15 protein-coding genes, 1 tRNA gene and 1 other annotated feature are annotated in these 13,683 nt (G+C 42.1%); of the genes, 13 read left to right on the top strand and 3 right to left on the bottom strand.

Annotation, left to right across the window (positions count from 1 at the left end):
* Positions 1 to 304 precede the first annotated feature (304 nt).
* Both Q0A12_RS13235 and Q0A12_RS13230 read right to left on the bottom strand, forming a co-directional pair.
* A tRNA-Arg gene (locus Q0A12_RS13235) sits at positions 305 to 378 on the bottom strand.
* 90 nt (positions 379 to 468) lie between these two features.
* Positions 469 to 1,161 (bottom strand): O-methyltransferase, encoded by a 693-nt coding sequence (locus tag Q0A12_RS13230; RefSeq protein ID WP_291293106.1) that lies wholly within the window; start codon positions 1,159 to 1,161, stop codon positions 469 to 471.
* A 607-nt stretch (positions 1,162 to 1,768) separates the two neighbouring features.
* Between Q0A12_RS13230 and Q0A12_RS13225 the strand changes: the two genes are divergently transcribed.
* From Q0A12_RS13225 to leuD, 4 genes are read left to right on the top strand one after another with little or no spacing between them, the layout of a single operon-like run.
* A complete protein-coding gene (locus Q0A12_RS13225) occupies positions 1,769 to 3,289 on the top strand; it encodes a 2-isopropylmalate synthase (protein WP_291293105.1) in 1,521 nt (506 codons plus the stop codon).
* Positions 3,286 to 4,323 (top strand): 3-isopropylmalate dehydrogenase, encoded by a 1,038-nt coding sequence (gene leuB / locus Q0A12_RS13220; protein ID WP_291293104.1) that lies wholly within the window; start codon positions 3,286 to 3,288, stop codon positions 4,321 to 4,323. Before Q0A12_RS13225 ends, leuB begins: the two co-directional genes overlap by 4 nt.
* Positions 4,324 to 5,703, top strand: a complete 1,380-nt coding sequence (leuC, locus tag Q0A12_RS13215) for a 3-isopropylmalate dehydratase large subunit (RefSeq protein ID WP_291293103.1) — start codon at positions 4,324 to 4,326, stop codon at positions 5,701 to 5,703.
* Complete coding sequence (gene leuD / locus Q0A12_RS13210; RefSeq protein WP_291293102.1) at positions 5,703 to 6,293, top strand: 3-isopropylmalate dehydratase small subunit; 591 nt, start codon at positions 5,703 to 5,705, stop codon at positions 6,291 to 6,293. Before leuC ends, leuD begins: the two co-directional genes overlap by 1 nt.
* Positions 6,294 to 6,311: 18 nt before the next feature.
* Here leuD and Q0A12_RS13205 read toward each other — a convergent pair whose 3' ends face one another.
* Positions 6,312 to 6,959 (bottom strand): uracil-DNA glycosylase, encoded by a 648-nt coding sequence (locus tag Q0A12_RS13205; RefSeq protein ID WP_291293101.1) that lies wholly within the window; start codon positions 6,957 to 6,959, stop codon positions 6,312 to 6,314.
* Positions 6,960 to 7,104: 145 nt separating this feature from the next.
* Positions 7,105 to 7,176, top strand: a sequence feature (ribosomal protein L21 leader region).
* Between the two features lie 19 nt (positions 7,177 to 7,195).
* On the opposite strand from Q0A12_RS13205, the gene rplU reads away from it, so the two are divergent.
* From rplU to Q0A12_RS13160, 9 genes are all read left to right on the top strand, one after another.
* Positions 7,196 to 7,504 (top strand): 50S ribosomal protein L21, encoded by a 309-nt coding sequence (gene rplU / locus Q0A12_RS13200; RefSeq protein WP_291293100.1) that lies wholly within the window; start codon positions 7,196 to 7,198, stop codon positions 7,502 to 7,504.
* 27 nt (positions 7,505 to 7,531) lie between these two features.
* Complete coding sequence (locus tag Q0A12_RS13195) at positions 7,532 to 7,876, top strand: ribosomal-processing cysteine protease Prp (RefSeq protein ID WP_291293109.1); 345 nt, start codon at positions 7,532 to 7,534, stop codon at positions 7,874 to 7,876.
* A 12-nt stretch (positions 7,877 to 7,888) separates the two neighbouring features.
* Positions 7,889 to 8,182, top strand: a complete 294-nt coding sequence (gene rpmA, locus Q0A12_RS13190) for a 50S ribosomal protein L27 (protein ID WP_003126181.1) — start codon at positions 7,889 to 7,891, stop codon at positions 8,180 to 8,182.
* A 93-nt stretch (positions 8,183 to 8,275) separates the two neighbouring features.
* Positions 8,276 to 8,728 (top strand): GNAT family N-acetyltransferase, encoded by a 453-nt coding sequence (locus tag Q0A12_RS13185; RefSeq protein WP_291293099.1) that lies wholly within the window; start codon positions 8,276 to 8,278, stop codon positions 8,726 to 8,728.
* Between the two features lie 515 nt (positions 8,729 to 9,243).
* Positions 9,244 to 10,170 (top strand): phosphate/phosphite/phosphonate ABC transporter substrate-binding protein, encoded by a 927-nt coding sequence (locus Q0A12_RS13180; RefSeq protein WP_291293098.1) that lies wholly within the window; start codon positions 9,244 to 9,246, stop codon positions 10,168 to 10,170.
* A gap of 79 nt (positions 10,171 to 10,249) precedes the next feature.
* Complete coding sequence (phnC, locus tag Q0A12_RS13175; RefSeq protein WP_291293097.1) at positions 10,250 to 11,038, top strand: phosphonate ABC transporter ATP-binding protein; 789 nt, start codon at positions 10,250 to 10,252, stop codon at positions 11,036 to 11,038.
* Complete coding sequence (gene phnE / locus Q0A12_RS13170) at positions 11,035 to 11,817, top strand: phosphonate ABC transporter, permease protein PhnE (RefSeq protein ID WP_291293096.1); 783 nt, start codon at positions 11,035 to 11,037, stop codon at positions 11,815 to 11,817. Before phnC ends, phnE (Q0A12_RS13170) begins: the two co-directional genes overlap by 4 nt.
* A complete protein-coding gene (phnE, locus tag Q0A12_RS13165) occupies positions 11,814 to 12,599 on the top strand; it encodes a phosphonate ABC transporter, permease protein PhnE (RefSeq protein WP_291293095.1) in 786 nt (261 codons plus the stop codon). The genes phnE (Q0A12_RS13170) and phnE (Q0A12_RS13165) overlap by 4 nt, the downstream gene beginning before the upstream one ends.
* Positions 12,600 to 12,728: 129 nt before the next feature.
* Positions 12,729 to 13,634: a diacylglycerol kinase family protein gene (locus Q0A12_RS13160; RefSeq protein ID WP_291293094.1), complete on the top strand. Its 906-nt coding sequence runs from the start codon at positions 12,729 to 12,731 to the stop codon at positions 13,632 to 13,634.
* Positions 13,635 to 13,683: the final 49 nt, after the last annotated feature.

The following is a 13,683-nucleotide window of genomic DNA, read 5'->3' as shown; positions in this document are numbered from 1 at the left end:
TGACAGCAAATAGAGATTCTCTCCAAGATTTTTTTAATTATTGAATTGAAAAAAATAAAAGGAGGGGAGATTTGAAAACCGTGGCACACAAAAAAACGTGTGAAACTTTCGATACAACGGATCCAGAGTTTGCCATTTTTCTTTTCGGCACAATTTTATTGTTGGTAGGCGTATATTCATTTCTGATGTGACGAAAATCTGATGAGTGTCGAAAAAATGTCCCATGTTGCTTATGAATGGCAAACAAAAACCGCTAGGAATTGATAGCCCTAACGGTTTGTCTGTAGTTCCTATTATAATATAACGTCACAGGAGGGATTCGAACCCCCGACCGTCCGCTTAGAAGGCGGATGCTCTATCCAGCTGAGCTACTATGACAAGTTAGCAACAAATAACATTATAGGAAAAGAAGTATCTAATGTCAATCACTTTTTGTTCTTTTAGCTAACTTTTCTCGGAAATAATTTCTTATTCGTTAGTGTCCAGTTCTACATGATCTGTTTCTTTTGTAATCAGAATCACACCGTCGCCTAAAGGCACTAAACTAGAAGTCAATTGAGGATGATCCATCACTGTATCTAGGAAAAGATTTAACTTACGATGAATCGCCCGCTGACCTCGGGGGATTTCTTCAATAGGTTGCAAAATCGTACCACCTTGAAAAATGTCATCTACCATCAATACGCCACCTTTACGCAAAAGGCGCAAACATTCTGGCAAAAACTCGATGTATTTAGACTTTGCGCTGTCCATGAAAATAAAATCGTAAGGGCCTTCAAGGGTTGGTAAAACATCTGCTGCTTGACCTTCGAGAAGCGTGATTTTATCTTCAAGTTCCAATTGTTGGTAAGTTTCTTTTGCTTTTTTGATCATGACATCATAGCGATCGATAGTTGTGACATGACCATCACCAACATATTGTGCCATCAGACTAGAGGAAAATCCGATGGCTGTGCCGATCTCTAATATTTGCTTTGGTTTTATTTGTCCTAATAAGAATTGCAGGAACACCACTGTCTCATGGGGAATGATTGGTACTTCTTTTTCATGAGCCACTTGTTCGATTTGACCTAATTTCCCAGTTAATTGCTTTTGTTTTTCCCGCATAAACGCCACTAGTTCTTTTTTTACTACTGGACGATGCATCATTTCGTTACGCATCCTGATCCTCCTAAATAATTACTGTTACTTATTATACGGATAACTATCGTTGAGTTCAATCTTTTCTACTTTGAAAAAAGAGCAAGGACTTTCCCATAAAGCAAAAAAACCAGTCGAAGGACTGGTAGGGGAGAAAGGTTGAAAAATTATTTTTGGTATACATAGATAGTAGCAAATCATTGTTTAAATTGTGTTAAGAGTCTGTGAAGATATGCCCAGTATTTACTGAAAAAAATCTGTTTTAAATGGAGGTCTGACAAAAGGTTTCTAATGGATGAGAAAATAAAAGCGCTCGTTTTTCTCTGAATTTTCTATCTAAATATTCAGAAAATTCAATTAAAAGCATTGACAGATGATCGAGCTTTCGGTATCTTCTTATATAAGGCAACAAGAAACCGAAAGCGACAGGTGAGCGGCATGAGAAAAAATAACCAAATGAACACAAACAACTTATTATTATTGTAGGGACTCTTTTTTGTATTTCATGGTCAGACGACGTGAAGACGTGAAACAGAAGAGTCCTATTCGCATTGCATAAAGGAAACCCCTTTATGGAGTGCTTTTTTTATACACTAAAAAGAAAAATGAACCAGAGGAGGAAATGAAAATGAGAAGGATTCAATTTTTTGACACGACCCTTCGTGATGGGGAACAAACGCCAGGAGTGAATTTTAATACGAAAGAAAAGGTTCAGCTAGCTTTACAGTTGGAAAAGTGGGGGATCGATACGATCGAGGCTGGTTTTCCGATTGCTTCGGAAGGTGATTTTGCTGCTGTTCAAGCAATTGCTGCGGCTGTAACCACGATGACCGTTGCAGGATTGGCTCGTTGTCAAAAAAAAGATATCGATCGCGCGTATGAAGCATTGAAGGATGCTGTAAGTCCTCAGATCCATGTGTTTTTGGCAACCAGTGAAGTCCACCGCCGCTATAAATTAGCGATGTCAAAAGAAGAAGTGATTCAGTCAATCAAAGAACACGTTGCTTATGCCAGAACATTATTCGACAAAGTTCAGTTTTCGCCAGAAGATGCGACTCGTACGGAAAAGGAATTCCTGTTGGAGGCGGTCCAGGCTGCGATTGATGCTGGGGCGACAATCATCAATATCCCCGATACAGTCGGCTATAGCAACCCTACTGCCTATGGCGAATTATTTGCTTTTTTGATTGCTAATACAACGAGCAAGGAGCCAATCATGTTTTCTTCTCATTGTCATGATGATCTGGGAATGGCAACGGCGAACGCACTAGCTGCTATTGAAAATGGTGCCACTCGTGTGGAAGGAACCATCAATGGCATTGGTGAGCGGGCAGGGAATACGGCGTTAGAAGAGGTAGCGTTGGCGTTGCATATTCGCCAAGATTTTTATGATTGTACAACAAAGATCCAGTTGGAAGAGACTAAGCGAACCAGTGATCTGGTTGCCCGTTTATCAGGTATTGCTGTTCCCAAAAATAAAGCAATCGTCGGCGGAAATGCATTTGCCCATGAATCAGGGATCCATCAAGACGGTATGTTGAAAAATCCTGAAACTTACGAGATCATTACTCCGCAATTAGTTGGTGTTCAGACGAATGAACTGCCATTAGGAAAATTATCTGGTCGCCATGCATTTGTCGAAAAAATGAAGCAGTTAGGCTATCAGTTCGATGCAGAAGAAACCAATGCTTTGTTTAAGCGATTTAAAGAATTGGCAGATAAAAAGAAACAAGTAACCGATCAAGACTTGCTGGCATTGGCTGCAGATCAAGGACGAACACAAGTGGAAGGTGTGGACTTGGAGTCTGTCCAACTGCAATATGTTTCCAATGGTCATCAAGGGGCCATCGTATCGATCATAAAAGAGCAGCAGCCCCATGTTGCTTCAGCAATTGGTGCTGGGAGTATCCAAGCAATCTATAATTCGATCGATCAGATTTTTGAACAGCAACCGAAATTGTTGAATTATGAAATCACCGCACTGACTAGTGGAGAAGATGCGCAAGCAGAAGTGCATGTAACTATCGAATCTGCAAAAACGAAACAACAAATTAGTGGCATTGGTGTGGACTTTGATGTGTTGCAAGCTTCTGCCAAAGCTTATGTCCAAGCCAGTGCAGCGTTGAAGAATCGAGGGGAGAAGAAATGAAAAAGATTGTCGTTCTTGCTGGCGACGGCATCGGACCAGAGATCATGGCTAGCGCATTAGAAATCCTAAAGGTGTGTTTACCTCAAAGGGCCGACTTTTCTTTTGTGCATTGCGCTTTCGGCGGACAAGCTATTGAAGCTTATGGTACTCCACTGCCAGAAGAAACCTTAGCAGCTTGCCAACAAGCGGATGCGATTTTGCTTGGAGCAGTCGGAGCGCCAAAATGGGAAGATGCGGTCTATTCTCCTGAGAAAGGGTTGCTAGATTTAAGACGTGCCCTTGGACTTTACGCCAACATTCGTCCCATCAAAGTGACGGATGCCTTTTTACCTCTTTCACCACTAAAAGAAGAAATCGTTAAAGGAACCGATCTGGTTTTGGTACGAGAGTTGACCAGCGGCATCTACTTTGGCGAGAAAAAGATCTCGGCCACCGACGCTTCTGATTTGAATTATTATCATAGTGAAGAAATTCGGCGAATCTTACGAAAAGCATTTCAGATTGCAAGAACCAGACAACGCCGGGTGGTCTCTGTGGATAAAGCCAATGTTTTGGCAACAAGTAAATTATGGCGAAGGCTTGCGGAGGAAGTGGCAAAGGAATTTCCTGACTGCCAGCTGAGCCATCAATATGTGGATTCGGCAGCCATGAAGATTGTGCAGCAACCGACAGCCTTTGATGTGATTGTTACTGAAAATCTTTTTGGTGACATTCTCAGTGATGAAGCGTCAGTTCTTCCTGGATCATTGGGGGTTTTGCCTAGTGCGAGCCATAGCCTTTCAGGGGTTTCGCTGTATGAACCGATTCACGGTTCCGCACCAGACATTGCCGGCAAAGGCATTGCCAATCCAATTTCAATGATTCTATCGGTGGGCATGATGCTAAATACTTTCGGGATGCAATCACTGGCTAATCAAATGGAGCAAGCTTGTTATCAAGTGATGGAGGACGGGATCGTGACTTGTGATCTTGGCGGACAAGCGACGACAAAAGAATTTACGGATGCCGTAATCAAACAGTTAGGGGGTTACTGAATGGGCAAAACACTCTTTGATAAACTCTGGGAACGCCATGTAGTGCTGAAAGAAGGCGAAGCACAGTTGTTATACGTCGATTTGCACCTGATCCATGAAGTGACTTCTCCTCAAGCCTTTGAAGGATTGCGGCAAGCAGGTCGTCGTGTGCGTTGCCCAGAAAAAACCTTCGCAACAATGGATCACAATGTACCCACTAAAGACATTTTTACGATCACTGATTTAATTGCAAAGAAACAGATGGATACATTGCGTTCCAACTGCCAAGAATTCGGGATAGACTTGTGTGACAACGGCTCCGATAAACAAGGAATCGTGCATATGGTGGGACCGGAAGTTGGTCTGACGCAACCAGGCAAAATAATTGTTTGTGGGGATTCACATACAGCCACTCATGGCGCATTCGGTGCTATCGCCTTTGGGATTGGAACCAGTGAAGTGGAGCATGTGTTTGCGACGCAAACCATTTGGCAAACCAAACCAAAACGTATGGGGATCGAGATTAAGGGAACGCTTCAACCGGGGGTGTATGCCAAAGACATCATTCTTGCGTTGATCGCTGCTCACGGCACAGATTTTGGCGTCGGTCATGCCATTGAATTTTATGGCGAAACAATCCGGAATTTGTCGATGGAGGAACGCATGACGATTTGTAATATGTCGATTGAAGGTGGGGCGAAGATGGGATTGATCGCCCCTGATGAGACGACATTTACCTATATTGCTGGTCGGGAATATGCACCAAAAGAGCTAGCTGATGCGATTGCAGATTGGCAGACATTGCGAACCGACGAAGACGCTATTTTTGATACACAGCTGACGATTGATGCCTCTCAGTTAGAACCATATATCACTTGGGGCACTACTCCTGAGATGGGGGTGCCAGTCAGCGAGCAATTTCCAGAAATCCGTGATCATAATGACGAACAAGCTTACCAGTACATGGCACTCCATCCGGGACAGCGAGCCCAAGATATTCCAATCGAATACATCTTTATCGGTTCTTGCACCAATGGCAGACTATCGGATCTGCAAGAAGCTGCCGCTATCTTAGCAGGCAAAAAAATCAAAGCAGGCGTCACTGGCATTGTCGTTCCCGGATCGCGACCGGTCAAAAGGGCTGCAGAAAAACTAGGATTAGATCAAGTGTTTAAAGAGGCTGGATTTGAATGGCGAGAGCCTGGATGTTCCATGTGTTTAGGGATGAATCCCGATAAAGTACCTGCTGGTGTTCATTGTGCGTCTACTTCAAACCGAAATTTCGTCGGCCGTCAAGGAAAAAATGCCCGAACTCATTTATGTAGTCCTGCTATGGCCGCTGCTGCCGCTGTCCATGGTCACTTTGTAGATGTTCGAGAAATAGTTGGGAGGAAAAGTTGATGGAAGCCTTCACTTACTATCAAGGAAAAACAATCCCGTTAATGAATGACAATATTGATACCGATCAAATTTTACCGAAAAATTATTTAAAACGGGTTGAAAAGACCGGCTTTGGCCAATACCTTTTTGATGACTGGCGCTATTTGACAAAGCGCCAACCCAATCCTGAATTTATTTTGAATTTTCCCGAATACCAAGAAGCATCGATTCTCATAACAGGAGATAATTTCGGGGCGGGTTCTTCCCGTGAGCATGCGGCTTGGGCGTTGATGGATTATGGCTTTCACGCGGTGATTGCTGGAAGCTTTAGCGATATTTTCTATATGAATGCAACAAAAAACGGCTTATTGCCCATCGTTTTGCCACTGCCCGTTCGACAGGAATTAGCTGCTTTGCCACCTGATGAAAAAATTGCGATTGATCTTCCTAACCAGCAAGTGATCGTCAAACAAACAAGTTATGCATTTGAGATCGATGCCACATGGAAGCATAAGCTAGTCAATGGATTGGATGAAATTGGTATCACATTGCAAGAAGGAGAGAAAATCACTGCTTATGAAAAGACGATACCAAATTATCGCAGCAACTGAATGCCGCATTCTAAGTGGTTATGATAAAAGGTGTGCTCGAATACGATTCAAATCAGACCAGTCTTGCTGGATCCGCTCAGCCAATGTTCGATTATAAAAAATGGCAGCGGGATGATACATAGGAACGATCGTGTATTGTTTGTCAGACCATATATAGCCATTTTTTTCAGCATTTGTCTGTTGGATCACACTTTTGATTGGCTGTCCATGGACCTCTGTAATGGAGAACCGATTACCTAATAACCGCTGCAATCCGATATTTCCAACCGTAGCAATCAAAGGCGGGTCTACTTTTTGGATTTCGTAATCTAGTAAAGGAGCGTGTAATAAGACTTCTTTTTTTGTTGGTGTTCGATTAGGATGCACTATTTCAGGAGCACCCGTTCGTTTATTGATTCGCTCTTTGATCGAATAAGGGCGGCTGCGTACAGCACTTGTGATGTATACATCCTCACGTGTCAGTCCGGCTAACGCTAAAGAGGCCATCAGCTCTTTGCCTGCTTGCCCACTGAAAGGAATAAAGTTCTCGATTTCAGTACGTCCAGGTGCTTCACCAACGATCATTAATTTAGGGTTAAGGGGACCTTGTCCTGGGACAAAACCTTCAAGCTGAAAGGCTTTCGATTGTTCAATAACCAAATCAGCCAGCTTTTTTGGGTAGTTCATTTTAACACCTCATTTGTTTCTTTCTTCTATAGTAAAACAACTTACTTAAAAAAAATAGTAAAGTGACATGACGAAAATAAATCCTTATTTTTCATTGACTTTACGGAAACATTTTGATAAAGTTAATCTGTTGTAATTGTGGACTCCACAGCTACAACCGCACAGAACAAGTTATTAAGTACGAAAGTCACTTGGGATGGCGAGTCTAAGTATAATAGAAGGAGGTGCTTTAGAGCATGTACGCAATTATCAAAACTGGTGGAAAACAAGTAAAAGTTGAAGTGGGTCAAGCAATCTATGTTGAAAAATTAGATGTAGAAGCTGGACAAAAAGTTACTTTTGATGAAGTGATCTTAGTAGGTGGCGAATCAACAAAAGTTGGTGCCCCAATCGTTGCTGGTGCAACTGTTGAAGGAACTGTAGAAAAACACGGCAAACAAAAGAAAGTCGTAACTTTCAAATACAAACCTAAAAAACATACACACCGTAAACAAGGTCACCGTCAACCTTACACAAAAGTTGTTATTGACGCAATCAATGCATAATTCTTACGAAAAAGTAGGGTAATGAATATGATCATAGGGACATTCAAGCGTAATGACTCTGGTCGGATTATTTCTTTTGAACTTACCGGTCACGCGCAAGCAGGAGAATATGGCAAAGACATCGTCTGCGCAGCTGCTTCAGCATTAGCGATCAGTGCGGTAAATGGGATCGATGCTTTGGCTGGTGTAACGCCAATCGTTGAAGCGAACAATGAGGAAGGTGGCTACCTTCTTGTTAAACTTGTTCCTCGATTGACCCAGGAGCAGTCGAATATCTCTCAGATTCTTTTAGAGAATCTATTGATTGGTCTGCAATCTGTTCAAGAAGAATACAGCGATTATATCCAAATCAAAACAATCAAAGAAAATTAGGAGGTGCATCTCATGTTGATGAAAATGAATTTGCAATTCTTCGCTCACAAAAAAGGTGGCGGTTCTACTTCTAACGGACGCGACTCTCAATCAAAACGTTTAGGTGCTAAACGTGCTGATGGTCAAACTGTTTCAGGTGGATCAATCCTTTATCGCCAACGCGGTACTAAAATTTACCCAGGAGTAAACGTAGGTATCGGTGGAGATGATACATTATTTGCAAAAGTTGACGGCGTTGTTCGTTTCGAACGCAAAGGCCGCGACAAAAAGCAAGTTTCTGTATACCCAGTAGCGCAAGAAGCTTAATAAAAACAGCCAGATGATTTACTATATTTTTAGTGAATCATCTGTTTTTTTGTTTATTGGACTTGAAAGCGATTTAATTAGTGGAGGTGGAAAATGATCCAGTTAAAACCAATCATAAAAGAGAATTATCGCAGTTGTATCGAACTGAAAACCACTGCAGCGCAAGAAAATTTTGTTAGTCCTAATTGGTACTCTTTGCTAGAAGCTGTATATGAAGAACCGCGGCAGGCTTTCGCGATTTATCACCAGGAAGAAATGATCGGTTTCTTATTGTTTAGTTATTATGAAGCGGATGAAGATTATGCCAAAGAATCATGGTGGATCGAGCGATTTATGATTGATCATCGCTTTCAGCAAAAAGGATATGGGACACAGGCAATGGAAGCAGCGATTGAATGGTTTCGGCAGACGATCCAAGCAAAAGAACTAAGGATTTCTTCGGTGAAAGAAAATACGATCGCTAAACAGATGTACGAAGGTTTTGGATTTGTGGCAACAGGAGAACTTGTAAATGACGAGACTGTGTTGTTGAAAGAATGGCGATAATCCAGCCGAAAATAAACTCATGGTGTTGTTGGATGTGAGGATCCGACAGCCATGAGTTTTTTTGCGCTTGAAAGACTGCTGTAAGTGCGGGGAAGAATAGGCGGTCATCTTTTCGATGTGTCTCTTCAAAATTTTGGTAATTTCGTCAAACTAGCTGCTGGTAGATGAGGAGAGAGAATTGTAGCCTCAAAAAAGGAATGTTTTCTGATTGATGACATGTCCAATAGATCACAACTATCTCCGAGAGGGTTAACAGAAACTTTACGTGTTGTAAATACAAACAATAAATTGCTTTGGTACTCTTTTTAAAGTAGAGCAAAGCAATTGACAGACTGTGAAATACACTTTGATTGAGAAAAGACACACAAGTTAATGTTCGTGATTCGCTTGATTTAACTAAAAAAATACCCATTTATAGCGAAAAAAAGTTGTAATTAAATGTACGTTTTTCTATAATCAAAAAGGTAAAGTTCGTTAATTGGTTGTTCTAATTTTTAACACAAAGGAGAAGAAGAATGAAGGTTTGGAAAAAGGTAGGAATCGTTGGATTAGGGTTAGTAACTGGATTGGCATTAGCAGCTTGTGGAGCGGGAGAATCTAGTTCGAGTGCAGAGGATCAATATGTTCCAGAAAAGTTGACAGTTCAGTTTGTGCCTTCGCAAGCAGCAGAAACGCTAGAGGCTAAAGCAAAACCGCTGGAAAAGCTGCTAAGTGATAAACTAGGAATTCCAGTTACAGTAAGTGTTTCAACGGATTACAATACGATCGTCGAAGCTATGGCTTCTAAGCAAGTGGATGTGGGCTTTTTGCCTCCGAATGCTTATGTTTTGGCCCATGAACAAAGCAATGTAAAAGTGTTGCTGCAGGCACAACGATATGGGATCAAACAGCCTGGTGGGGAAGCGACAGATGAATTGGTGGATAGCTATCGATCAATGGTTGTGGTCAAGAGCGGCAGCGATATCAAGGAATTGGCTGATTTGAAAGGGAAGACGATCGCTACACAAGACGTGACTTCTTCGGCGGGGTATGTTTGGCCAGTCGCGGAACTTCAAAAAGAAGGGATAGACATCAACAAGGATGTAACGACAGTCCAAGTCAAAGGACATGACCAAGCAGTCTTGGCTGTCTTAAACGGAGATGTGGATGCGGCTTTCGTTTTTGAAGATGCGCGAAATACAGTGAAAAAAGATTATCCAGAAATTATGAATGACGTCGAACCGATGTATTATACGGAACCAATCCCGAATGACACCATTAGTGTTCGTAGTGATATGAGTGAAGAATGGGACAAAAAAATCCAAGATGCCTTCATCGCCATTGGTAAAGATGAAGAGGGGCATCAGATCATTTCGGATATTTACTCTCATGAAGGCTATGTCGTTTCCAAAGATAGTAATTTTGATATTGTTCGTGAATATGCAAAACAAGTAGGACAATAAGCAGTGGGAAAGGGTATCGTAGCAAGAGATACCCTTTTCAATTGTATAGGAGTAGGAAATAAGAGAAAGTAGGAGAACCATGGCATTAGCAAATGAACCGATCATTTCGTTTAGAAATGTAACAAAAGAATATCCCAATGGTGTGTTGGGATTAAAAGACTTGAACATTGACATCAATCAAGGGGAATTCGTGATCGTTGTTGGTTTGTCCGGGGCGGGGAAATCCACCATGCTGCGCTCCATCAATCGTTTGCACGAAATTACCAGTGGGGAAATTTTGATTGATAATCGCTCCATTACAAAAGCAAAGGGCAAAGAACTGCGCTTGATTCGCCGAGACATTGGCATGATTTTCCAAAGTTTCAATTTGGTGAAACGTTCGAGTGTCTTAAGAAATGTTCTTACAGGACGAGTGGCTTACCATCCAACGTTAAGGATGCTTTTGGGACTGTTTCCTCAAGGGGATAAAGAATTAGCCTATCAGTCGCTGCAAAGAGTGAATCTAGCCGAAAAAGTCTACACAAGAGCTGATCAGTTGTCTGGTGGCCAGCAACAGCGGGTCTCGATTGCACGGGCATTGACTCAGGAGCCAAAAATCATTTTAGCGGATGAGCCGGTTGCTTCTCTGGATCCCATGACAACAGAAAAGGTTATGAGTGATTTAAAGCGGATCAATCAAGAGTTGGGTATTACGATCGTCGTTAATTTGCATTCCGTGCAATTGGCGAGAGACTATGGTACACGGATCATTGGGTTACGTGATGGTCGTCTTGTTTTTGATGGTCCTGTTCGTGAAGCCACTGATCAAAAATTAAAAGAAATCTACGGCAGTGAGATTATCGAAGAGCAAGGAGGCAAAGAAGAATGACCACTCAACTGTTGCCTAAACGTAGTGGGCTATGGAAAAATCTCCTTTGGTTGGTGCTTTTTTTGCTCGTTCTGATTTTGAGTGGTTCGATTACGGGCGTCGATCTTCGCCGTTTTTTTGAAAATGCGGATCAAATGAATGTGATACTGATAAAAATGCTACAGCCGGATTGGTCCTATAGTACGATTATTGTGGAGCCTCTTCTCCAAACCATTCAAATGGCGATTGTCGGAACAACCTTTGGCGCACTCGTTGCTTTGCCCTTTTCTTTGCTGGCAGCCAGAAATATTATAACCATTCCTTGGTTATCGGGGCTTTTTCGCTTCCTTTTGAATATTGTACGAACGATTCCCGATTTGATGTTGGCAGCCTTGTTCGTGGCCATTGTCGGTATTGGTCCGGTAGCTGGTGTGATTTCAATTTCCATCTTTTCATTTGGAATGATTACGAAATTATTTTATGAGTCGATTGAAACGATTGATGCGGGACCGATCGAGGCTGTCACAGCATCAGGTGGATCGAAACTGGCGATTATCCGTTACGCGGTACTTCCGCAGGTGATGAGTCATTTTTTGAGTTATCTGTTGTACGCTTTTGAGATCAATGTGCGGGCCTCAACGATCTTAGGGTATATCGGCGCAGGAGGAATCGGTGTCTTTTTGCAACGGTCATTGAGTCAATTTCGCTACGATCAAACGGCAATTATCGTTTTGGCGATTTTTATCGTTGTTCTTCTGATTGATACCATCAGTAATAGAGTAAGGGAGCGATTGCTATGATGTTGCCAGCAGAACCGAAAAAGAAACGAAAATGGGTACTTTTTCTTATTTTAGCAGCGATTTATATTTGGGCATTTGCAGGAATTCCCTTAGCAGGTATCAAAGAAAATGTTGGCCAAATTTTAGGGGCGATCTTTTATGGATTGATTCATCCGGATTGGAGTTATGTCTATACCGGAGATGGTGAAGATTTGATCAGTCTAATGGTCGAAACTGTAGCGATTGCATTTGTGGGAACTTTTATTTCTTCTTTGCTCAGTATTCCTTTTGCATTTTGGGCGGCCCGGAGCAAAAATACGCCTCGCTTATTATCGGGGACTGGAAAAGTCATCTTGACAGCGATCCGTACCTTTCCTGAGATTGTTCTAGCTATCCTGTTTATTAAAACGGTCGGTCCGGGATCTTTTGCAGGTGTTTTAGCCGTAAGTGTCCATTCCATAGGGATGTTGGCAAAATTATACAGTGAAGCAATAGAAAACATGGATCAAGGACCTTCGGAATCGGTTATTAGTGCAGGAGGAAACCGGTGGAGTGTGTTAGGATTTGCAACTTTGCCGCAGTTGATCCCAGAATTCTTGTCGTTTACTTTATATCGTTTTGAACTAGCAGTTCGTTCGGCATCGATTCTTGGCATGGTAGGAGCTGGAGGGATCGGTACGCCGATGATTTTTGCAATTAATGCACGGTCCTGGAGCCGTGTAGGGATTATTTTGCTTGGGATTATCCTGACCGTCACCTGTATTGATTTCATTTCGGGACGTTTACGCAAACGATTAGTCTAAAAAACACTCGGTTGATTAGGCAAAGTAAACAAACTAGCGAAGGATTAGCGATAAGTTGCAAAAAAAGACAGATTGAGTAGCTCTTTGTTATACTAATCTATGAAAAGGACTAACAAGGAGGCAGCGTAAATGAAAGCATTATTGATTGTGAATCCTAGCTCAGGAGGCGAGAAGGCCACAGAGTACGAGGAATTGGCAACAAAAAAATTGCAGGAACTATTTGATGAAGTGTCTGTTGCACACACCGAAAAAGCTGGTGATGCCCAGCGTTTTGCATCTGAAGCGGTCGGCTCCGTCGACAGTGTGTTTGCAATGGGTGGCGATGGGACGGTCAATGAAGCAATCAGTGGTCTTGCTAGTCATGAGGAGCGTCCGCGTTTTGGCTTTTTTCCTTTAGGGACAGTCAATGACTTGGCTCGTGCATTGGCTATTCCTCTTGATCCTAAAGAAGCGATCGAATCGTTTTCGCTGGATCATTCTCGCAACATCGATATTGGGAAAATCAATGATGCTTATTTTATGAATGTAGTGGCGATTGGCATCATTCCAGCGGCTATCAACAATGTGGAAGTTGAAGAAAAAACGAAACTTGGAAAAATGGCTTATTTCCTTTCTGGGTTGCGGGAAGTCCGCAAAAATGAAAGTCATCCCTTTGAAATTATCACTAGTGGTCAAGAGGCAATAGAAACCACCGTAGAAAGTAGTACACTGATTATAGGCTCATCGAATTCAATTGGTGGGTTTGAATCGTTGTTACCAAAAGCAAGTACGAGTGACGGAAAGCTACACTTAATCTACATTAAAGATAGTAATCTTTGGGAAACTATCAAGAGTATTCCTGAATTGCTAAAAGGAGTAACAGAATCCAACGAATCCATCGGGTATTTGGCTTTTGAGAAAGCACAGATCAATATTCTGGATGAAGCAACGATCGAAACCAATGTCGATGGAGACCCTGGCCCAAAATTACCGATTACACTGCAAGTATTGCCGCAACATCTTACAGTGTTTTGTGGAGAAAACCATCAAGGGTAACGTAAAGTGAAAAGATGATCCTGATTTTAAATCAAGGATTGTCTTTTTT

Source organism: Enterococcus sp. (assembly GCF_022711995.1).
Classification (GTDB): domain Bacteria; phylum Bacillota; class Bacilli; order Lactobacillales; family Enterococcaceae; genus Enterococcus_D.
The sequence above is the reverse complement of the archived record's forward strand: the minus strand, read 5'-3'. Positions and strand labels throughout refer to the sequence as shown.